The 22276-nt window shown below is 36.3% G+C and carries 23 protein-coding genes and 1 pseudogene; 15 read left to right on the forward strand and 9 right to left on the reverse strand.

Features of this window, described 5'->3' with window-relative positions; all coding sequences use genetic code 11:
* Positions 1-29: 29 nt before the first annotated feature.
* The 4 genes from ACERDH_RS08565 to rpsI all read left to right on the forward strand — a co-directional run bounded on the left by ACERDH_RS08565 (position 30) and on the right by rpsI (position 3192).
* Positions 30-923 (forward strand): ABC transporter ATP-binding protein, encoded by an 894-nt coding sequence (locus ACERDH_RS08565; protein ID WP_386686245.1) that lies wholly within the window; start codon positions 30-32, stop codon positions 921-923.
* On the forward strand, positions 920-2119 hold the full coding sequence (locus ACERDH_RS08570; protein ID WP_386686248.1) for an ABC transporter permease: 1200 nt from the start codon (positions 920-922) through the stop codon (positions 2117-2119). The genes ACERDH_RS08565 and ACERDH_RS08570 overlap by 4 nt, the downstream gene beginning before the upstream one ends.
* Positions 2120-2334: 215 nt before the next feature.
* Positions 2335-2781 (forward strand): 50S ribosomal protein L13, encoded by a 447-nt coding sequence (gene rplM / locus ACERDH_RS08575; RefSeq protein WP_001044624.1) that lies wholly within the window; start codon positions 2335-2337, stop codon positions 2779-2781.
* 18 nt (positions 2782-2799) lie between these two features.
* Positions 2800-3192: a 30S ribosomal protein S9 gene (gene rpsI, locus ACERDH_RS08580; protein ID WP_386686278.1), complete on the forward strand. Its 393-nt coding sequence runs from the start codon at positions 2800-2802 to the stop codon at positions 3190-3192.
* Positions 3193-3301: 109 nt separating this feature from the next.
* On the opposite strand, the pseudogene ACERDH_RS08585 reads toward rpsI, so the two are convergent.
* The 4 genes and pseudogenes from ACERDH_RS08585 to ACERDH_RS08600 all read right to left on the reverse strand — a co-directional run.
* Positions 3302-3631 (reverse strand): annotated as a pseudogene (locus tag ACERDH_RS08585) (tyrosine-type recombinase/integrase); the annotation flags it as partial.
* Between the two features lie 361 nt (positions 3632-3992).
* Positions 3993-4241 (reverse strand): helix-turn-helix domain-containing protein, encoded by a 249-nt coding sequence (locus ACERDH_RS08590; RefSeq protein ID WP_386686281.1) that lies wholly within the window; start codon positions 4239-4241, stop codon positions 3993-3995.
* 117 nt (positions 4242-4358) lie between these two features.
* Entirely contained in the window at positions 4359-5531 is a 1173-nt protein-coding gene (locus ACERDH_RS08595; protein WP_386686284.1) for a response regulator, read from the reverse strand.
* Positions 5512-7182, reverse strand: coding sequence for a sensor histidine kinase (locus ACERDH_RS08600; RefSeq protein ID WP_386686286.1), 1671 nt, complete (start codon positions 7180-7182; stop codon positions 5512-5514). The genes ACERDH_RS08595 and ACERDH_RS08600 overlap by 20 nt, the downstream gene beginning before the upstream one ends.
* 201 nt (positions 7183-7383) lie before the next feature.
* On the opposite strand from ACERDH_RS08600, the gene ACERDH_RS08605 reads away from it, so the two are divergent.
* From ACERDH_RS08605 to ACERDH_RS08650, 10 genes are all read left to right on the forward strand, one after another.
* Positions 7384-8301, forward strand: a complete 918-nt coding sequence (locus ACERDH_RS08605) for an ABC transporter permease (RefSeq protein ID WP_386686289.1) — start codon at positions 7384-7386, stop codon at positions 8299-8301.
* Between the two features lie 17 nt (positions 8302-8318).
* Positions 8319-9215 (forward strand): carbohydrate ABC transporter permease, encoded by an 897-nt coding sequence (locus ACERDH_RS08610; protein WP_001267167.1) that lies wholly within the window; start codon positions 8319-8321, stop codon positions 9213-9215.
* A 9-nt stretch (positions 9216-9224) separates the two neighbouring features.
* A complete protein-coding gene (locus tag ACERDH_RS08615; protein ID WP_000792259.1) occupies positions 9225-10790 on the forward strand; it encodes a type 2 periplasmic-binding domain-containing protein in 1566 nt (521 codons plus the stop codon).
* A gap of 205 nt (positions 10791-10995) precedes the next feature.
* The gene (locus tag ACERDH_RS08620) at positions 10996-11640 is read left to right on the forward strand and encodes a DUF624 domain-containing protein (protein ID WP_261041976.1); all 645 of its coding nucleotides are present in this window, start codon (positions 10996-10998) and stop codon (positions 11638-11640) included.
* Entirely contained in the window at positions 11637-13850 is a 2214-nt protein-coding gene (locus ACERDH_RS08625; protein ID WP_386686295.1) for a glycoside hydrolase family 31 protein, read from the forward strand. The genes ACERDH_RS08620 and ACERDH_RS08625 overlap by 4 nt, the downstream gene beginning before the upstream one ends.
* 396 nt (positions 13851-14246) lie before the next feature.
* Positions 14247-15719: a peptide MFS transporter gene (locus tag ACERDH_RS08630; protein ID WP_386686298.1), complete on the forward strand. Its 1473-nt coding sequence runs from the start codon at positions 14247-14249 to the stop codon at positions 15717-15719.
* A 370-nt stretch (positions 15720-16089) separates the two neighbouring features.
* A complete protein-coding gene (locus ACERDH_RS08635) occupies positions 16090-16776 on the forward strand; it encodes an XRE family transcriptional regulator (RefSeq protein ID WP_203212651.1) in 687 nt (228 codons plus the stop codon).
* Between the two features lie 3 nt (positions 16777-16779).
* Positions 16780-18195, forward strand: a complete 1416-nt coding sequence (locus ACERDH_RS08640; protein ID WP_084927878.1) for a Y-family DNA polymerase — start codon at positions 16780-16782, stop codon at positions 18193-18195.
* Complete coding sequence (locus tag ACERDH_RS08645) at positions 18192-18554, forward strand: hypothetical protein (RefSeq protein ID WP_084927877.1); 363 nt, start codon at positions 18192-18194, stop codon at positions 18552-18554. The genes ACERDH_RS08640 and ACERDH_RS08645 overlap by 4 nt, the downstream gene beginning before the upstream one ends.
* Positions 18547-18840, forward strand: coding sequence for a DUF5960 family protein (locus ACERDH_RS08650; protein ID WP_084927876.1), 294 nt, complete (start codon positions 18547-18549; stop codon positions 18838-18840). The genes ACERDH_RS08645 and ACERDH_RS08650 overlap by 8 nt, the downstream gene beginning before the upstream one ends.
* A gap of 143 nt (positions 18841-18983) precedes the next feature.
* On the opposite strand, the gene ACERDH_RS08655 is transcribed toward ACERDH_RS08650, so the two are convergent.
* The 5 genes from ACERDH_RS08655 to ACERDH_RS08675 are packed head-to-tail and all read right to left on the reverse strand — an operon-like array spanning position 18984 to position 21151.
* The gene (locus tag ACERDH_RS08655) at positions 18984-19460 is read right to left on the reverse strand and encodes a glutathione peroxidase (RefSeq protein ID WP_084927875.1); all 477 of its coding nucleotides are present in this window, start codon (positions 19458-19460) and stop codon (positions 18984-18986) included.
* A complete protein-coding gene (locus ACERDH_RS08660) occupies positions 19457-20035 on the reverse strand; it encodes a DUF3278 domain-containing protein (protein WP_084927874.1) in 579 nt (192 codons plus the stop codon). The genes ACERDH_RS08655 and ACERDH_RS08660 overlap by 4 nt, the downstream gene beginning before the upstream one ends.
* 26 nt (positions 20036-20061) lie before the next feature.
* Positions 20062-20388 carry a hypothetical protein gene (locus ACERDH_RS08665; protein ID WP_049492910.1) on the reverse strand — a complete coding sequence of 109 codons (327 nt, stop codon included), beginning with the start codon at positions 20386-20388 and terminating at the stop codon, positions 20062-20064.
* A 10-nt stretch (positions 20389-20398) separates the two neighbouring features.
* The gene (locus ACERDH_RS08670) at positions 20399-20941 is read right to left on the reverse strand and encodes a DUF3278 domain-containing protein (protein WP_049546736.1); all 543 of its coding nucleotides are present in this window, start codon (positions 20939-20941) and stop codon (positions 20399-20401) included.
* A gap of 15 nt (positions 20942-20956) precedes the next feature.
* Entirely contained in the window at positions 20957-21151 is a 195-nt protein-coding gene (locus ACERDH_RS08675; RefSeq protein ID WP_001082472.1) for a helix-turn-helix transcriptional regulator, read from the reverse strand.
* 166 nt (positions 21152-21317) lie between these two features.
* Between ACERDH_RS08675 and rsmH the strand changes: the two genes are divergently transcribed.
* Positions 21318-22268, forward strand: a complete 951-nt coding sequence (rsmH, locus tag ACERDH_RS08680) for a 16S rRNA (cytosine(1402)-N(4))-methyltransferase RsmH (protein ID WP_386686318.1) — start codon at positions 21318-21320, stop codon at positions 22266-22268.
* Positions 22269-22276 lie beyond the last annotated feature (8 nt).

The raw sequence follows: 22276 nt of genomic DNA on the forward strand, positions 1-22276 counted from the left end.
ATAAGTGCAAGACATTTCGGAGGTGAAAGATGCTAGAAGTAAGAAGTCTAGAGAAAAGTTTTGGACCTAAGCAAGTTTTGTTTGGTATTGACTTTCAAGCGCGACCAGGTCGTATTTTGGGATTAGTCGGAAAAAATGGTGCTGGGAAGACAACAATTTTCCACAGTATTTTGAAGTTTTTAGAATATCAAGGAGAAATTATTCTGGATGGTCAGGATATTCGTCAGGAGACCTATGCTCGGATTGGCTATCTGCCTGAAGAACGCAGTCTCATGCCTAAATTGACAGTACTTGAACAAGTTCGTTACTTGGCGACTCTAAAAGGTATGGATGCTAAGGAAATCAAGGAAAAACTTCCTCAATGGATGAAGAGGTTGGAAGTGAAAGGGAAGCTGACTGATAAAATCAAGAGTCTGTCAAAAGGAAATCAGCAGAAGATTCAGCTGATTATTACTCTGATTCATGAGCCAGACTTGATTATTTTGGATGAGCCTTTCAGTGGATTGGATCCAGTCAATACAGAATTGCTCAAGCAAGTCATTTTTCAAGAAAAAGAACGTGGGGCAACCATTATCTTTTCTGACCATGTTATGACTAATGTCGAGGAACTTTGTGATGATATTTTGATGATTCGAGATGGCCGTGTGGTCTTGCATGGGCCAGTTCAGGATGTCCGCAATCAATACGGGAAAACGCGTCTCTTTGTTTCAAGTGAACGAAGCAAGGAAGAATTGGAAAACCTTCCTCATGTCAAACAGGTGAGCTTGACTAAACAAGGCAGTTGGAAATTGATCTTAGAGGATGAGAGCGCTGGAAGGGAACTCTTCCCAATCTTGACTCAGGGGCAATATATCGCAACCTTTGACCAGCAAGCGCCAACAATCGATGAAATCTTTAAACTAGAATCAGGGGTGGAAGTATGAGAAATATGTGGGTTGTAATGAAGGAAACCTATCTTCGACATGTCAAATCGTGGAGTTTCTTCTTTATGGTGATTTCGCCGTTCTTGTTTATCGGTCTATCTGGGGGAATTGGCTATCTCCAAGGGTCTTCTATGGCTAAGAATAGTAAGATAGCAGTAGTAACAACTGTGCCATCTGTGGAAGATGGGCTTAAGGATACCAACGGTATCAACTTTGATTATCAGGATGAAGCCAGTGCCCAAGCTGCTATCAAAGATGAGAAAATCAAGGGTTACCTAACCATTGACCAAGAGGACAGCGTCCTCAAGGCCGTCTATCATGGTGAAACTTCTCTTGAAACAGGCATCAAGTTAGCAGTAACCAATAAGCTCAACGAACTGCAATACCAACTCAATCGTTCGGCAGCCAATTTGTCACAAGAACAGGAAAAACGCTTGGAACAAACAGTTAACTTTACGGAGAAAATTGATGAATCCAAGGAAAATAAAAAAATGATTCAAACCTTTGCGGCCGCAGGGCTTGGTTTCTTCCTTTATATGATTTTGATTACCTATGCTAGTGTCACTGCTCAGGAAGTGGCTAGCGAGAAAGGAACCAAAATTATGGAGGTGGTCTTCTCTAGTATCCGAGCTAGTCATTATTTCTACGCTCGCATGCTGGCTCTGCTTCTTGTGATTTTGACTCATATTGGCATTTACGTCGTGGGTGGACTTGCTGCCATTCTTCTCTTTAAAGACCTACCAATCTTGGCACAATCTGGTATTCTAAACCATATAGGAGAGGCTTTCTCGCTCAACACCTTATTGTTTGTCTTGGTTAGCCTCTTTATGTACGTTGTTTTAGCAGCCTTCTTAGGTTCTATGGTTTCTCGTCCTGAGGACTCAGGAAAAGCCTTGTCGCCTTTGATGATTTTGATTATAGGTGGTTTTTTTGGAGTGACAGCTCTAGGTGCAGCTGGTGACAATCTCATCTTGAAGATTGGTTCATATATTCCCTTTATTTCGACTTTCTTCATGCCATTTAGAGCTATTAATGGTTATGCAAATGGCCTAGAAGCTTGGATTTCGCTTGCTATTACGATTGCTTTTGCAGTAATTGCAACAGTCTTTATTGGGCGTATGTATGCTAGTCTCGTTCTGCAGACAGATGATTTAGGTCCTTGGAAAACCTTTAAACGTGCCTTGTCTTATAAATAGAAGAGCCTCGCGAAAGCGAGGTTTTTGAGAGACAAAAAGAGTGGAATTCAGAAAAATATTTTTCATATCTATTGACTTTTAGGGGTGAAATTTGGTATTATAGTAGGCGGTATTGTTTACCCCATTTGAAAGGCCCCGGAACCTTCCAAATACTTTTCGATGGGAAGGAACACCCATCACCGTAAACAAAAATCGAACTATATATAGGAGAAATCATGAACAAAACAACATTTATGGCTAAACCAGGCCAAGTTGAACGTAAATGGTACGTAGTTGACGCAACTGATGTACCACTTGGACGTCTTTCTGCAGTAGTTGCTAGCGTACTTCGCGGAAAAAACAAACCAACATTTACACCACACACTGATACAGGTGACTTTGTGATTGTTATCAATGCTGAAAAAGTTAAATTGACTGGTAAAAAAGCAACTGATAAAATCTACTACACTCACTCAAACCACCCAGGTGGATTGAAACAAATCTCTGCAGGTGAACTTCGTTCTAAAAATGCAGTACGTTTGATCGAGAAATCAGTTAAAGGTATGCTTCCACACAATACACTTGGACGCGCTCAAGGTATGAAGTTGAAAGTATTTGTTGGAGCTGAGCACACTCACGCTGCACAACAACCAGAAGTTCTTGATATTTCAGGACTTATCTAAGGAAAGGAACAATAAAGTATGTCACAAGCACAATATGCAGGTACTGGACGTCGTAAAAACGCTGTTGCACGCGTTCGCCTTGTTCCAGGAACTGGTAAAATCACTATTAACAAAAAAGATGTTGAAGAGTACATCCCACACGCTGACCTTCGTCTTGTAATCAACCAACCATTCGCAGTTACTTCAACTGCAGGTTCATACGACGTTTTCGTTAACGTTGTAGGTGGTGGATACGCTGGTCAATCAGGAGCTATCCGTCACGGTATCGCTCGTGCCCTTCTTCAAGTAGACCCAGACTTCCGCGATTCATTGAAACGTGCAGGACTTCTTACACGTGACTCACGTAAAGTTGAACGTAAGAAACCAGGTCTTAAGAAAGCTCGTAAAGCTAGCCAGTTCTCAAAACGTTAAGAACCAGCTACAATACAGCATTTACAACACTTCATGGTTCACACCATGGGGTGTTTTTTTGAGGATTTTTAGTAAAATTCACACCATTTTTCACACCAAATTCACACCATTACTTTTTAAGACTGCGATAAGCAATCTCTCCAACAGCCATTGGAATGACATTTGAAGTGTTGACATAAGTCTTAGTTGTAATCGTGTCACTATGGGTTAGAGCTTCAGAAATAGCTTCAATAGACGTTCCAGCCTGTTTTGCTAATGTTGCTCCTGTATGTCGTAATTTATGAGGTGTAGCATGTTTAAGTTCTGGATGACGACGTTTGACAGATTTCATTTTATTATTGAGATAGTCAGAGTGTAGTGGACTGTTAACATTACCCTTCATATCGAAATAAGTAAAGACATACTGTTCATCAGATTAGATAATTCCAAATTTTGCTAGTTTGAAATCAATTTTTTGTTCCCCACTCAAATTTTGGTCTAAAAATTTAACAACGAATCACTCAAATTTTTTGTAAAATATGTCGTAATTAAAGAAAGTAAAAATGATTTATTTTCTGAATTCATATTAGCTAGTAAACATTAAAAATCAAAAAGAGATATAAATACCTGCTGAGTTTAGAACTTCAGCAGGTATTTATATGTTGATGTCATTAGAGGTTGAGGAAATTTTGGTATTACTTGGAGATGATTTGATTAATAATATATATATTTACTTAATCTTTTACACAATATTTTTGAAATAATAGTTGAATTAATTCTATAATAAAGTTACTGGAACTTATTGATGTAGTCTGGATTACTCAAATTTTATTTTGATATGTTTTACGATAATCTCCAGGAGACAGTCCAGTCCTTTGTTTAAAAATTTTAGTAAAGTAAGAATAATTATCATACCCTACTTGACAAGATACTTGTGATATCGAGATATTTGTTTGAGATAGGAGAGATTTAGCAGCATTAATGCGCTTATCCGTTATATATTTAACAAGAGTTTCTCCTGTTTCTTTTTTAAAAATTCTAGCCAAATGATCTGCGCTGAGATAAACCATATCTGCTAATATAGAACGATTTATATCTTCATAGTAGTGATGATCTATGTATTCGACAATGCGTTGAATACTATTTTTTTGGTTTTCAATGTTTGTTGCAAATTTCTTAGCATGTGATCAGTAATAGTCAAAGTAATCCTGAAAAGATTCAATTGAATGAAAGCGTCGTTGGAATAGGAAATCATGAGTGCTGTTTTGGAATAATTTATGAGCTGAAATTCCATTTTGATCTAGATATATTCCTATTTGTTGAGTCCAATCTAGTAAAATTTGTTGTAGTGTAAAAGTAGGAATTTGAGAATTATAAGCAAGTGAATTAATTTTTTCTCTTAATTCGTATTCACTTAAGCTATCTAAAAAAGTAATTGAAAGAGTTTCTGTTTTAAAGGAAGTTGGAAAACTATGTGGAACACATGTAATAGTATTCCAATAAGAAACATATTGTTCATTATAAATGTAGAGTTCTTTGGTATGAAATAAAATATCGGATATTTTATGGCAACTCTTATATATAATGTTGGAGTATTTACTAAAGTTATTAGAAATTTGAGAATGAATCTCATATGCCAATTTGTCACTACGTTTGGATGAGTCTACTCTAAAGAGACAAACATATTGATCAACCTGGCTTTCCATTTTGAATAGACTTATCAGCTTATAAGAAGGTTGTGAAATTCTTTGAAGTTCTCTTTTTAGTTGAGAAGTCCATGATGGAGTTTCTGCAGAATAATCTTCTTCATTAAGATTGATTGTTAAAACTGCAAGAAAAAAATACTGGTGTTTTTGAAGAATAAAATCTTGTTTGCTTGCTATATTTTCTAGCTCATCAATGCGAGAAATTTGAGGTTTTCTAAGGTAATCATACCAGAAGTTATCTTCTATTTGTAAAAGTGCATCATTTTTTCCGTTTAAGTTATGATTCTCAATTTTACTAATGGCTTTTTGAATAATAAATTCTAATTTTTCAAAGTTAATGGGTTTTAGATAGTATTCGAAGCTTTGCAATTCAATTGCTTTTTGAGCATAGTTGAAGTCGGCGTAATTGGTTAAAAAAATTGTTTTTATATCATATTTTTCATTTCTAATCCAAGATAAGAGTTCGAGGCCACTACCTTGAGGCATTTCTATATCGCTTATCATGAGATCAATAGGATGTTCTCTAATAATATTTTGAGCTTGAGTGAGGCTATAGGCAACATAAACAGTGTCAATGTGTAGTTTAGCCCAATTTATTTTCTCTCGTAAAGCTTCAATGATAAAACGATCATCATCAACTAATAAGATGTTCATTATAACCTCCGTCTATAATCTTGTATGGAATAAGTAAAAGAATTTTAGCCCCACCTTCTTCATTATTTTCAAATGCAATACTATAGTCATTAGGATAGAGAAGATTTAAACGTTCGATGGTGTTTGTGATCCCAATATGATGTCCATCTTCTGTTATTAGAGACTGTTTCTGATTTAGTTTTGATAAAATTTCTTCAGAGAAACCTGGACCATTATCCTCGATACAAATCTGAATATAATCTGAGTTCTCAGTTTTTACTTTTTTTATTGATAGCAAAATTGTAAATAAATCCTGAAATGAAAAACCATGTTTTATTGTGTTTTCAATAAATGTTTGTAAAAGTAACGATGGAACAAGGGTATTTTGTAGATTAGAATTATAGTCTAGTGAAAAGTTGATACTATTTCCATACCGAATTCGTTGTATTTCTAAATAATCTTTAATATGCTGAACTTCATCTTTAAGTTCTGAAAAATCTTGATTAGCCATAAATAAATGACGGAGATAATTTGAAGTTAGGATAGTTAAATCTTCAATTTCCTTGTAGTTTTTGGTTTGAAGCATACTATGAATCATCGATAACATATTTAGGTAGAAATGCGGACGGATTTGGTTCTTTAGATAATTAAGTTCAATCTTTTTAAGTTCTAGTTGTGAATGGTATTCCCGGATTTTTAATTCTTGCATGTCAAATATTACTTTATTAAGTTTATCATTTGCCTTATCAATTTCTAGTATACCTTCAGATATAAAAAATTCAGAAGGGAGGATGGGATCTCCAAGTTGAGAGAGTCGTTCAGTGAGTCTTGTTATAGGTTTAATCATCCACTGACGAATATACAGGATAATGATGATTGATAAAATTGTGATAATGATAGGAACAGCTGATAAAAATACTTCTAAGAGTGTGATATTTCTAAAGACTTCGGCATAATCGACTAAAACATAAATATCGAAAGGTAAATGCGTTTTTTCATTTTGGGCATGAATTAGGTAATTAGCGGACGGTATATTGTTAGGCTCTTTTAAGGAGAGTTTACCATTATTACCAATATTAAGTTTATTGAGAGGTTTTAGGATATCTTCTGAGGATATGACTGCATAAATGATTTTTCCTTCGTAATGAACGGATTTAACTAAGTATTCGCTATCTTTAATAGTTATATTTTTCCATTTACGGTCACTTATATCGCTACTTAGTGATTTTAGATATGTTTTTAACAGTAAATAATCTTCATATGGAATATAAAGATTGGAAACATTGATAAAATGTTTAGTAGCATCTGTTTCCAATAAGAATGTCATATGGGTTTCATTTTGATATTCAAACTCTGTAAAACTAGTTTGAACTTTTTTTAGACTTTCTTGATAGTTTAAAAATTTTTGTACATGATTTAATTTTTCCAAATCTTCACTGTGTGTTATTGTTGAATACATAAACCTCTCTGCAGAATGTAATTTTTCATTAACAGAGTCAGCATAAATTTCAATTGAACTACGTAAGTGTACTATATTTTGGTTTTTAATAAAATTTCTGGTTATGTTACTCATAGCAATATTGATTAAAATATTTATCAATAGTAGCACAAGTAGGAGTTTAAAGAAAAAATGAATAGAATGTTTTTTTGATAACTCGCGATTTAATTTCATATACTAGCCTCGTATTTAAATTATATCACTTTGAAAATACGATATCATGTACAAAACAGATATGTTTTATCAAGATGTCGGAAAAGTAATAGTTCTCAGAAATGATAAACTGAAAAATTGATAAACCTAGTCCAAAAAGTTATATTAAAGGAATCCTATATGGTGTAAAATAATCGTAGAAAATCAGATAGGAGGAAAAAAATGAAAGTAGCATCTCAGTTTCATAAAATAAAATTAAAGCATAGTATTCCGTTATATATATTACTTTTTCCTTCAATATTGCTATTAATTTTATTTTCCTATATTCCCATGTTGGGACTAATTATTGCATTTAAAGACTATTCACCAGCCAATGGTATCTTTGCTAGTCAGTGGGTAGGATTTAAGTACTTTACTCAATTTTTCTCATCATTCCAATTCGGGACAACTATGTTCAATACATTAAAAATTTCACTTTATAGTATTGTAGTAGGATTCCCCTTACCTATTATACTAGCTATAATTAGTAATCAGTTAAGAGTTGGGAAGTTTAGAAAAATATTTCAAGTGACAACTTACTTACCCCATTTTATCTCTACAATGGTTATGTGTGGGATGATTATCTTATTTTTATCTCCTACTAGTGGTTTGTTAGCGAATGTATTTAAGTCTGTTGGAATCACTATTCCAGATTTTTTATCAAAACCTAGTAGTTTTGCAGGTGTTTATGTTTGGAGTGATGTATGGCAACATATTGGTTGGGATAGTATTATTTATCTAGCAGCTCTTTCTGCAATTGATCCTACATATTATGAGGCTGCAACTATGGATGGTGCCTCTAGATTACAAAAAATTCGTCATATAGAATTACCATTACTTTTGCCGACCGCTATGATTCTATTAATATTAAGAGCGGGTAGTTTGTTGAGTGTAGGTTTTGAGAAAGTATTACTATTACAGAATCCTCTTAATTTAGCAGGAAGTGAGATAATTTCTACCTATGTTTATAAAGTTGGTATGGTGAACTTCCAGTATAGTTATTCGACCGCTATAGGGTTATTTAATACGGTAGTCAATCTAATAATTTTGCTATCTGTCAACTGGTTCTCAAAACGATATACTAGAACGGGTCTTTTTTAAAGAAAGGAGTGCTTAAGGTGAGATGGTTTCATAAATCAAGAAAAACAAACTCTGAATTATTATTTGACATAGTTACCTATGGTTTGGCAATTTTCCTTATCCTGTTAATTGTATATCCGTTATGGTTTGTAGTGATTGCATCTTTTAGTAATCCTTCAGATGTTGCAAATGGAAAGGTATGGTTTATTCCTAGAGAATGGAAATTAGATGGATATTTACGTCTTATTCAACAACCTTTATTCTTACGTAGCTATCTAAATACCATTTTATATACTGTTGTTGGTACCTTAGTTGCTTTAGTAGTCAATATTCCAGCTGGTTATGCTTTATCTAGAAAAGAATTAGTTGGTAGAAAATGGATGAGTATTCTATACATAATCCCTATGTTCGTATCAGGTGGCTTGATTCCTACCTACTTAACAGTAAAGAATGTTGGCCTAATTGATACATTTTGGGTAATGGTAATACCTTTTGCGGTTTCATCATACAATATTATTGTTGCTAGAACTTTCTTTAATAATAGTATTCCAGACGGGATGTGGGAGGCTGCGCAAATTGATGGATGTGGTACAATTCGTTATTTTATTAAGATAGTCGTTCCTTTATCAAAAGCTATTATAGCAGTTATTGGACTTTGGACTGCAGTTGGTATTTGGAATTCGTGGTTTAATGCTTTAATTTATTTAACGAATGAAAATTTACAACCATTGCAATTAATTTTACGACGTTTACTAATTAGTAATCAAATGTTACAATCGCAAGCAACAGGAGAAGTTGCATCAGATCTTCGTATCAAAGCCGATATGATGAAATATGCAGCAATTGTTATTTCAACCGCTCCGATAATGTTGCTATATCCCTTTGTTCAAAAATATTTTAATCAAGGCGTAATGATTGGCGCGTTGAAAGAATAGGAGAAAAACATGAAAAATAAATCATTTACATATTTGTTCTTAGGAACAGTTACACTTGCTGGCTTAACAGCCTGTGCAAATTCCAATAATGCGAATAAGGACGATAAGTCTGGAGAAGATTCTTATAAAATCACAACTGTTCGTTGGTCTGACTGGGGAGAAGATTATCATAAAGGTTTTCTAACAGATTCTGCCAAAGAAGCAGGTATCGATGTTAAATGGGATACACTTGTAGCGGCAGATTGGGCAGATAAGAAATCTGTGTTGGTTGCTAGCGGAGATTTGCCAGATGCATTTTTAGGTTCAAATGCTTTTACAGATTCAGAAATTGCCCAGAACCAATCTTTATTTATTCCATTGGAAGATTTAATCAAAGAAAACATGCCAAATTTAACTAAGGCTATGGAGAAAGAACCTAAGATTAAAGCTATGATTACTTCACCAGATGGTCATATCTACAGTCTACCTAAAAAATTACCGATGCGTCCTACTGTAGCTAATCAGCTATTTATTAATAAAAAGTGGCTGGATAATTTAGGATTAAAGGTTCCAGAAACTTATGATGATTTAGTAAAAGTACTACAAGAATTTAAGGATAAAGATGCGAACGGAAATGGAGACGCTTCTGATGAAATTCCATTCGGAGCAGGAAACTTTGATCCAACATTCTCATATATTCTTCCGTTCAATAATCGTTTAGGGGCAGATAATACATATGAAATGTCTGTAAAAGATGGAAAACCAGTCTACCTTCGTACAGAAGAAAGTTATAAACAAGGGATTGCAGCAATGCACGAATCTTATAAAAAAGGTTTGATTGATCCGGAAATCTTTACAGAAGATACCTCTATGAGTGTAGCAAAACGTATGGATAAGGGAGTATCTAGAGTAGGTGTTTCTAGTGGTTGGACAGCAGATGCAACGTTTGGCTTACATTCAAGTGAGTATATTGCTCTACCTGCTTTAAAAGGTATGGATGGTAAACAATATGTCTTTTCTGACCCAGATCATTACAACTATGGTCGAAATGAAATTTTGATTACAAATAAGAGCAAAAACCCTGCTAAATTATTGAAATGGTTGGATAAATTATATACAGATGAAGCAAGTATTCAGAATTTCTATGGATCATTTGGAATAGCTACTGAAAAGAATGGTGATAAGTTTAAAGTGTTACCTCCTAAAGATGGTAAATCAGCTGATGAATGGGCATGGATTAATTCACTTCGAGATTTTGGTCCTAAATACGTAAGCGATGATATCAATAGTCGCGTAGAAATCGATCAAACACAAGGTGATGGATTGAAATTGAAGATGGACCAAGATTTGAAACAATTTGCGTTGCCAGCTTACCCTAATGTGATTTATTCACAAGAAGAACTTAACAAATTATCATCAATCTATGTTAGCATTGAATCCTATGTCAAACAACAAGCATCTAAATGGGTAGTTGAAGGTGGCATAGAAAAAGAATGGGACTCATACAAAGAAACTCTTAAGAATATGGGATTGGACGAATTTATGAAGATTCAACAGGAAGCATATAATCGTTACCAAAAAGAAGTAAAAGAGTAATACTTTATATGAACTCTTGGTTGTATAAACAAGGGACTAGCTAATTACAGGAAGCGAGACTGATAACGTCAAATTATCTCGCTTCCTTTATTCTAATTTTTAAAGAAATTTGGAAATGTTTTTTAAATAATTTAGGTAATATTTTTGTGCAACTGACATTCTAAAATATAGAGTTAAGACGATTGATTTTATGGAGATATCTATTATGCAAAAATTATTTTCATTAGATGGAAAAGTAGTTAGAATTTTAACTTTTCTGACAGATTTAATTATTTTAAATACTCTATTTATTGTTAGTTGTATTCCAATAGTTACAATTGGGGCATCACTAACTTCTCTTACGACAATGTGGTATCGTATTTTAAAAGGTAAAGATACCGATATTACTTATCATTATTTTCGGATCTTTAGACGAAATTTTAAACAATCAACTTTTATTTGGTTGTTTATCCTCCTAATAGAATTACTTTTATATGTGAACTATTGTCTTTGGGGCTATTCAAATTTATTTTCAGAGTATAGTTTATTATTAGTGTTGCCCTTTTTATTTGTTATAATACTTTTGATGAGTGTTATTTTTCCCTATATTGGTCTATTTAAAGATAATCTAAAAAATAGTATTGTAAATAGCGTATTAATTTGTATTTTAAATCCAATACAAGCTATTATTTTGGTTTTATTTAATATTTCTGTACTGTATATGAGTTTCAGTAGTCCAGAACGGGTTTTAACAGCTATTTACGTATTTACATTTGGGGGATTTGCTTTTTGCGGATTGATGAATGTAATGATAACGAATAAAATGTTTGATAAAGTAAAGCAATTTACTAAAAGGAGGGAAACAAATTGAAAATTTTTAAGGGAGAGTTTTATCGAATTTCTGTATTAACAGACAAGCTAGTAAGGTTAGAATACTCTAAAACTGGGAGTTTTGAGGATAGAACTACACAACTTATCTATAATAGAGATTTTGGCGAAGTTTCGTTAGATTCTATTGAGACATCAAACGTACTAGATATTATGACGAACTATTTTCATTTGCATTTTAATAAAGGAGAATTTAACGCCGAAAATTTATTTATAGAATTAAAAGGAAATTTTGCTGTATATGGTAGTCGCTGGTATTTTGGTGAATCTATTGAAACGTTAAAAGGAACAGCTCGGACTCTTGATGAGGCAGATGGAGCAATCCCATTAGAAGATGGAATTATTAGTCGAAGTGGTATTGCCTTATTGGATGATTCTCAAGGATTTATTTGGGATGAACAGTCTGGTTATATTGAGAGAGAAAATCAAATTGACCTGTATTTCTTTGCCTATGGGCATGATTATAGAGGAGCAATCAGAGACTTTTACCATTTGACTGGTTCAACACCTTTGTTACCAAGATATGCTTTAGGCAATTGGTGGAGTAGATATTGGCCTTATACGTCGGATGAATACTTGGATTTAATAGACAGATTTGAAACAGAGAAAATTCCATTATCTATCGGTGTTTTAGATATGGATTGGCATATAACTGACATTCCAGCCCGTTTTGGAAGTGGCTGGACAGGATATAGCTGGAATAAAAACTTAATACCTAATCCAGAACAGTTATTGCAAGAACTTCATGATAGGAAGTTAAAACTTTCCTTAAATGTCCATCCTGCTGATGGTATACGCGCTTATGAAGAAGCTTATCCGCGAGTCGCCAAACGATTAGGGTTAAATGTAGAATTAGAAGAACCTGCCATTTTTGATTTTTTTAATCCCTCTTTTAGGGAAGCCTACTTTAAAGATGTTCATTATGAGCTAGAAAAGCAGGGAGTAGATTTTTGGTGGATTGACTGGCAACAAGGGACACAAGGTATGTTGGATCCACTATGGCTTTTAAACCATTATCACTATCAGGATAGTTGTAAAAATTCGGAAGGTGGCTTGATTTTATCAAGGTATGCAGGTCCTGGAAGTCACCGCTATCCTGTTGGTTTTTCAGGTGACACCATTATTAGTTGGAATTCGTTAAGATTTCAACCTTATTTTACAGCGACAGCATCTAATATCGGTTATAGTTGGTGGAGTCATGATATCGGTGGACACATGTTGGGGGATTATGACGAAGAGTTACAAACTAGATGGCTACAGTTTGGTGTTTTTAGTCCGATTACTCGATTACATAGTTCTAGAAGTCCCTTTAATAGTAAAGAACCTTGGTTTTTTTCAGAAACAACATCTAAGATTATGAAGAAATACCTTCGTTTGAGACATCAGATGATTCCATATCTATACACTATGAATGTAAAGACACATGAAGAAGGTGCCCCATTAATTAGTCCAATGTATTATTTCTACCCAGAGAATGATGAGAGCTATAATGTTCCAAATCAATACTTTTTTGGAACAGAACTGATGGTGGCTCCCATTGTAGAAAAGATGGATTTGGCATTCCAATCTGCAAAAGTAGATGTATGGTTCCCTGAAGGTGAATGGTATGACTTCTTTTCAGAGAAAAAATATACAGGTGGTGTGAAGTTAAGTGTTTATAGGGATATTTCGACTATACCTGTGTTCGCAAAAAGTGGTGCAATCATTCCCTTGATTGGTTCTGAGATAGATATGGGTGTTGACTTACCTGAAGTTATAGATTGGTATGTATTCCCAGGCAAACAACATTCTTTTGAAATGATTGAAGATCAAAATGGTCAAAGATATAAAACAAGATTATCGATTGATTGGGAAAAGGGAATGGTAGAGTTAGCATTGCAAGGAGATTCTAGTATCGTTCCAAGCAATAGAAGGCATAGAATTCATTTTAAAGGAACGAATGTGTCTATAATTGAATTGCCAAATAAGAATGATACAGCTAGATTTGAATTGAAAGATAATAAAATACCATCTCTGAATGATGAAGTTTTCAGACTACTAAAGACAGCTTCTCTTCCATATGAATTAAAAGATAGATTGTTAAATCAATTCATCAATGCCAAAAATTCTCATGAGTTAATGAATATCTTGCATCATCAGGATAAGGAATTGAGAGGGCGTTTGTTGGAAATGATATTTACTAGCGAAAACTAATTGAGAAATTTCGTACACAATTTCTATTATTTAATTACTAATTATTTATTTTTTAATGTGTAACAATTTTACATCTCTATGCTTATTGGCTTGTATTGCAGTAGATACAAGCTTGGTATAGGGGTGTTTTTGTTTACTGAAGAGTAGAGGATAAGTATGTTTCAAAGTTTGAAACATTTTTAAACGAAACAAGAGCAAATTTTTAAAGGTGATTTTTCAACGTAACTTCCACTTGCCTGACTGAAGTGGAAGTTAGTCTGAAACGGATTTTTATGGTGGAATTAAGTATGAGACGTGTGATTTTTTCAGAAAATTTTCTAAAACAAACAGGATTTGTTTGACATTTGTTTGAAAATTCTGTAAAATGAATTATTATATCGTTAAAGGAGAATATATATGGAAAAACAGAAAACATTTTTTGGACATCCTATGGGCTTGTCCACCCTCTTCTTTACAGAGATGTGGGAACGCTTTTCTTACTATGGGATGCGAGCTATCTTACTTTACTACATGTACTATAGTGTGCAAGATGGTGGGTTGGGGATGGAGAAGACCACAGCTGCATCGGTTATGGCTATTTATGGCTCGCTGGTATTTTTGTCCTCGGTTATCGGTGGTTTTGTCAGTGACCGTATTTTAGGAAGTCGTAAGACTGTCTTTTACGGGGGGATTCTGATTATGCTAGGGCATATTGCTTTGGCAACACCTTTTGGACAAGTAGCTCTCTATCTTTCTATTGCCTTGATTATCTTTGGAACTGGATTTTTAAAACCCAATATCTCAGATATGGTTGGAGGGATTTATGAGAAAGAGGATGATAGACGAGATGCAGGTTTTAGTATCTTTGTCTTTGGAATTAACTTAGGTGCCTTTGTTGCCCCTTATCTAGTGGGTTATCTAGGTCAGGAAGTCAATTTCCATTTAGGTTTCTCATTAGCTGCCATTGGGATGTTCTTTGGTCTGGTGAAGTATGTTTTGGATGGGAAGAAATACCTGCCTGAATCAAGCCTTTACCCCACTGATCCACTTTCACAGAAGGAGCAGCAGATCTTGATTAAACGTTTGCTGATTGCACTTGTCGTAGTTATTCTCGTGGTTATAGGTTTAGTCTTTACTCACCAGTTTAATGTGGATATGATTGTTAATATCTTTACAGTGATTGCTGTAATTATTCCAATCTACTATTTCTTCAAGATTTTATCTAGTCAGAAAATAACTGCCACTGAGAGATCCCGAGTATATGCCTACATTCCTCTATTTATCGCTGGAGTGCTCTTCTGGTCTATTGAGGAACAGGGTTCTGTTGTTCTCGCTCTATTTGCGGATGATCAAACTCAACTTTACTTTAATGTATTTGGGAATCAGATTCATTTTCCATCTAGCTTTTTCCAAAGTATCAATCCCCTTTTCATTATGATTTATGTGCCGATTTTTGCGTGGTTGTGGGGGAAAATGGGTAAAAATCAACCATCCTCTTCTAAAAAATTTGCTTACGGTTTATTTGCGGCAGGTTTATCCTTCTTGTGGATGATGTTACCAGGGATGCTCTTTGGGACAGATGTTAAGGTCAGTCCTCTCTGGTTGATTATGAGTTGGGCTATTGTGATTGTGGGAGAAATGCTGATTTCGCCGATTGGTCTATCAGTCACTACTAAGTTAGCACCAAAATCCTTCCAAGCACAAATGATGTCTATCTGGTTCTTGAGTAATGCAGCTGCCCAAGCTATCAATGCTCAAATTGTAAAATTTTATACAAGCGAAACTGAAGTTGCTTACTATGGAATTGTTGGAGGAATTACGATTGTATTCAGTATTATCTTACTCTTCTACGTTCCACGTATTGAAAAACTAATGTCTGGTATCAAATAGAGAAACATTGAAATTTCTGTAGGGATTCTAAAAGTTAGATCAATTATTTATTCAAAGGATTTAGTTCTGTATTGTGTAGGGCTAGGTCCTTTTAGTTTGATTAATACTCTTCGAAAATCTCTTCAAACCGCGTCAACGTCGCCTTGCCGTACTCAAGTACAGCCTGCGCCTAGTTTCCTAGTTTGCTCTTTGATTTTCATTGAGTATAAAACTCACGATGTTTCTGCTTTTCCTAGTGGACATTTGTCTACTTTTTTTATATAATAAAAATAAACCATATTGGTTGAGTTTTGAAAATATGGATTCAAGCATCGATTAGTCTTTCTAAGGGAGATAATGTCCATTAAAGCATCATAATAGGAGGTGAAGTATGTATCAGCCAGAAAAATTAAAGGCTCGGAGGAAAGAGTTGAAACTGACACAGAAGGAAATTGCAGAGCAACTTGGGATTAGCTTTCAGGCTTACTCAGCTTGGGAACGTGGAGTCAAGGAACCGTCCAAGGAGAAGGTGTTCCAGCTAGAGAATATTTTAAAAGTGCCAAAAGGATATTTTACTCAGATCGAGATTGTCCGTCTCTACGATAGCCTCTCCAAGCAAGGGAAGGAGAAGGTTGTTCTCTATGCTCGCGACCTGGCTCAAGAGGAACTGGCTCAGAAAGTGACAATCATGCCAGAGCGTCTCTACGAGTACCGTGTCTACGAACGCATGTCAGCGGGGATTGGAGCTTCAGTCTACGATGATCAGAATTTTGATACGGTTTACTTTAATGAGGAGTTGGCCCATGATTTTGCATCCTGGGTATCTGGAGACTCCATGGAACCTAAATATCAAAATGGTTCAGTAGCACTGATTCGAGAGACAGGATTTGACTATGACGGGGCGGTCTATGCAGTGGTTTGTAACAACCAGACCTATATCAAACGGGTCTATAGGGAGGAAGCTGGCCTGCGTCTGGTCTCTATCAATCCTAAATACAAGGATATTTTCATCTCCTATGAAGAAGATCCTCGGATTGTGGGGATTATTGTTGGGAACTTTGTGCCGATGGAGGGCTAGCCAATGGGCTACTTTGATTATTCTAGAGAGCCCAAAAGTGACATTGCCTTTGTCGATATGAAATCCTTTTATGCCAGTGTTGAGTGTGTGAAAAGGGGCTTACATCCGCTGAAAACCTCGCTTTGTGTCATGAGTCGCGCGGATAATTCAACTGGTCTTATTCTAGCCTCCTCTCCCCTGTTTAAGAAGATTTTCGGCAAGTCAAATGTTGGTCGGGCCTATGATCTGCCCTTTGATATCAAGACTCGCAAATTTTCCTACTATAATGCTAGAAAGCAGGGGTTGCCTACTGATTCAGACTATGTTCGCTACATCGAAGATTGGGCTCAAGTGACCTTGATTGTGCCACCCAGGATGGACGAGTACATCGCAGTCAATATGGAAATCCAGCGAATCTTTCAGAATTATGGCAGTCCAGATGATATTTATCCCTACTCTATCGATGAGGGCTTTATTGACCTGACTAGTTCACTTAATTATTTCATTTCAAACAAGAGTCTCTCTCGCAAAGACAAGCTGGATATGCTTTCTGCTCGTATTCAGAGGGATATTTGGAGGCAGACAGGGATCTACTCTACAGTGGGCATGTCAAATGCCAATCCTTTAATGGCCAAGTTGGCTCTGGATAATGAAGCCAAGCACACTCCGACCATGAGGGCCAACTGGTCTTACCAGGATGTGGAAGAGAAGGTCTGGACAATCCCTAAGATGACGGATTTTTGGGGGATTGGCAGGCGGATGGAGAAACGCTTGCATGCTCTGGGGATTTTTTCTATCAAGGAATTGGCAACCAGCAATCCAGACCAGCTAAAGAAAGCTCTGGGTCAGGCTGGTCTTCGTTTGTGGTTTCATGCTAACGGAATTGATGAGAGCAATGTTCATAAGCCTTATAAAGCCAAATCCAAGGGCCTGGGGAATTCTCAAATCTTGCCGAGAGACTACGTGAAGCTACGGGATATTGAAATTATTATCCGAGAAATGGCGGAGCAGGTGGCTATTAGATTGAGAAGGTCTGGTAAGAAAACAACCCTTGTCTCTATCTATGTCGGTTTCTCTAAACAGGAAGTTAGGTCGTCTATTCACACACAAATAAAGATCGAACCGACCAATAATACAGCTGTCTTAACGGATTATGTTTTGAAGTTATTTCATAACAAATACACTTCAGGAGCAGTCAGAAGTGTTGGAGTCAACTATTCAGGCTTTGTAGACGAGTCCTTTGGTTTGATTTCCCTTTTTGATGATATTGACAAGTTAGAAAAAGAAGAAAGGCTCCAGACGGCCATTGACTCTATTCGGGAACAATTTGGTTTCACTTCCCTTTTAAGAGCAAATGCACTGGAAGAAGCCTCTAGGAGTCTTGCCAGAAGCAAGCTGATTGGGGGACATTCTGCTGGAGGATTAGATGGATTACAATGATTGATCGTTCTTATTTACCCTTTCAATCCGCGCGAGATTATCAAGATCCAGGGATGCAGAAGTGGATGGGCTTTTATCTTTCAGAACACACCAGTTCGCTTAGTGAAGAAAAAAATCGTGTTGATTTTTCGACGGATTTGACCCCAGTTGAGAAGTTACACTTGCTTTCTCAGCTTTATGTTGGCCAACTGAAGGGAAGTTTTGTGGTCAAGGAAAAGAAGCAGAAAACCACGATCATAGGTGAAGTGAGCGAATTATCACCTCAAACTCTATCTATTAGGACAAACGAGGGATATAGGTTGATAGAGGTTGCAGATATCCTAGAAATTCGGCTGTGGGAGGAGGGAGTTTATGACTAGAAAAGAGCTGTATGAAAACAAACTGCAGATGGATTACTTTTCAGATAACTATATTTGTTTTGAAGAGGATTTTCAAAAATACTCTGCCATGAACGTACCCTTGACTTTCTTGATTGATGACATCCTACGAACCATGGCAATGAATCAGAAGAACTACTTTGTCTTAAACAAGGAAAATACTAAGGATGGGCGGGAGCATCGCTTTTATTTTAGGGTAGTAACGGAAAAAGAGTGTCCTAGAAATAGAACCTATGTATATGCTGGGGTTAAAAATAGTAGTCAGTAGAGGCTTATCTGCTGTAAAATGTATCATTTTTATAACACTTCATGTTTCATATCATGGGGTGTTTTTCTTTTTAAGTCAAAGCCAATCAAAAAATCTCACTATTCATTAGGCTGAAGGAGACCTAATCATAGTGAGATTGTGAATTATAGTAGATTTTGTATGGTCTCTTCAATTTGTTTTGGGTCTGTTTTTGAAGAGAAGCGTTCAACGACTTGTCCGTCTCGACTGATGAGAAATTTAGCGAAATTCCATTCGATTCGTTTTCCTAGTGGGCCAGATTTTTGATCTTTTAGCCACACATAGAGGGGATCTGCTTCCTTACCGTTGACCTTAATCTTGGCAAAACGTGGGAAGCTGGTTTGATAATGTAGGCTACAGAAGGCGTTGATTTCCTCTTCGCTGCCTGGTGCTTGTCCCATAAACTGGTTGCAAGGGAAGTCTAAAATCTCAAAACCTTGTTCTTGATAGCGATCATAGAGTTCTTGAAGTCCTTGGTACTGGGGCGTTAAACCACATCCAGTAGCAGTGTTGACAACCAAGATAACCTTACCACGATAGGTCTCTAGTGGAGTTTCTTGATGGTCTTGGTTCAAGACTGAAAAATCGTATAGTGAAGTCATTGCTTGCTTTTCTCCTTCTGTTTGGTGTTTTTAGGAGTTTTCTCCTCCTGTAGGGATAGAAAGCCGTAGGTCAGGGTTCCAAAAATGCTACCGATAATCAGGCCATACATCAGGAAAGGACCACTTTTATCGAATTGCAAGAGCAATTTTACAAAATCTGAAAGGGACATCTGCTGAACGAAGACTTTATGAAAGATGAGTAAGGTAAAGAAGCCAATCTGAATACCGATAAACACAATCCAGCTTCGGAATTTGATTTGGGCTTTGCTGTAGGTTTTGAGGATGATTTCTGATTTGTCATCCTTTTCAAGATGAAGCTCTTGGACGGCTTTTTGAGCTTTTATACTCATGAACAAAATGAGTCCAAAATAGATGTAGGGCATAACATTTCGAACAATTTCTATAAAGCTTCCGAACAAAATATAGAATAGGAAGAGAATGAAGGAAGAGTAAAAGATTTGGATCATGGAACGGGCGCAAGCCTTGTAGATAACCTCTTGACGGCATTCATCAAAAGGCCCTTGGATATGAAAGAAATTTCGAAGTAGGCGAGTTGTTAAGTCTTCTTTTTTCATGGGTGATTTCTCCTAAATGAACGATGCTATTTTGTTTCTTTTACGAATTGATAGAGATAATAAAGATAAGTAATAGAAGAAAGGATAGCGATAGTTAGCAGTATATAATATTTCCAATTGCTTGAAATGAGCGTCAGTTGTGGTAAGGATAGAATCATAAAGATTAGTGCTAAGTTGAGTATGCGCGTTTTTTGGGAGTCGATTTTTAGATAAGTCAATCCTTTGTTGAGGGCTGGAACAAAGACTGGAAGGAGGACTATATCGTAGATTGGCAAGTTCCCTGAAACGATGATGAAGATGAGCAGTGAAGCAAACAAAAGATGATAGGTAAGTAAAGTTACTAGTGATTTCATAGGGGACCTCCTAATACTCATCTTGATCTTTCTTAGTTTTTGCAATGCGACGGGAGATGAGGAACTGTATACTCGCTCCGAAGAAGATAGAACCGAGAATGCTTGATACACCATTTCTTATAGTGAGAAGAGAATTAAAATAGTCCGGACTTTCACCTATGAGTATACTGAGAAGAGGAGTTATAAAAAACATCCATAGACCAAAGAACAAACCTGCTTTCAGACCTGGGTAATGTAGTTGCTTACTTTCTTTCTCACTCAGCATATCTGGATCAATAGCTGTAATCCCTGTTTTTTTCATTTGGTAGGTGACATAGCCAGCAGCGATGAGGGCAATCACTAAAATCAGAGGAGGATAGATTAGAGCCACTTCTTGAGGGTATTTATAGGCCAGAAGAAGTGGAATAAGATTTCCGAAAATCATCAGATAAAAGAGGACGATAAAGACTTGGTTCCCAATACGATCGATCTCACGCCGTTTGTATTCGTCAAGGGGACCAGAAATGCCGTATGTGCGTTTGATCAGTTTTTCAGTGAAGGTTTCTTTTTTCATGAGTTGGCTCCTTTTTTAAAAATCTTCCTCCCAAAAGAGACTGTTGAGGTCAGTTTGGAGGCTGCGGGCGAGATTGAGACAAAGTTCCAGGGTTGGGTTGTACTTGTCGTTTTCAATCATATTGATGGTTTGTCTCGAGACACCGATATCCTTGGCGAGTTCGAGCTGGGAAATGCCCAGTTCCTTGCGAAATTCTTTCACACGATTCATATGTTCTCCTTTCTGATTTGTGTCGTATATATTTGACTATATTATATTCTTCTATGGAGCGAATGTCAAGCATATTTGACATATTTCTTAAAGAAATCTTACTTGTTTTTGACCGATTTGTCTGACTAGTGCAAGCTGGTCGGATTTGTGGTAAAATAGATAAGATATGACAAAAGAATTTCATCATGTAACGGTCTTACTCCATGAAACGATTGATATGCTCGACGTAAAACCTAATGGTATCTACGTTGATGCGACTTTGGGTGGAGCGGGCCATAGCGAATATTTATTAAGTAAATTAAGTGAAAAAGGCCATCTCTATGCCTTTGACCAGGACCAGAATGCCATTGATAATGCGCAAAAACGCTTGGCACCCTACATTGAAAAGGGGATGGTGACTTTTATCAAGGATAACTTCCGTCATTTACAGGCCCGTTTGCGCGAAGCTGGTGTTCAGGAAATTGATGGAATTTGTTATGACTTGGGAGTGTCTAGTCCTCAATTGGACCAGCGTGAGCGTGGTTTTTCTTATAAAAAGGATGCGCCACTGGACATGCGCATGAATCAGGAATCTAGTCTGACAGCCTATGAAGTGGTGAACCACTATGACTATCATGACTTGGTTCGTATTTTCTTCAAGTATGGCGAGGACAAATTCTCTAAACAGATTGCGCGTAAGATTGAACAAGTACGTGAAGTCAAGCCAATCGAGACAACGACTGAGTTAGCAGAAATTATCAAGTCGGCCAAACCTGCCAAGGAGCTCAAGAAGAAGGGCCATCCTGCCAAGCAGATTTTCCAGGCTATTCGAATTGAAGTCAATGATGAACTGGGAGCGGCAGATGAGTCCATCCAGCAGGCTATGGAGATGTTGGCTCTAGATGGTAGAATTTCAGTGATTACCTTCCATTCGCTAGAAGACCGCTTGACCAAGCAATTGTTCAAGGAGGCTTCAACAGTGGAAGTTCCCAAAGGTTTACCTTTCATTCCAGATAATCTCAAGCCCAAGATGGAATTGGTATCCCGTAAGCCAATCTTGCCAAGTGCAGAAGAATTAGAAGCTAATAACCGCTCGCATTCAGCCAAGTTGCGCGTGGCCAGAAAAATTCACAAGTAAGAGGAAAA

The sequence above is a fragment of the Streptococcus bovismuti genome (assembly GCF_042436615.2).
In the GTDB taxonomy this organism is placed as follows: Bacteria; Bacillota; Bacilli; order Lactobacillales; family Streptococcaceae; genus Streptococcus.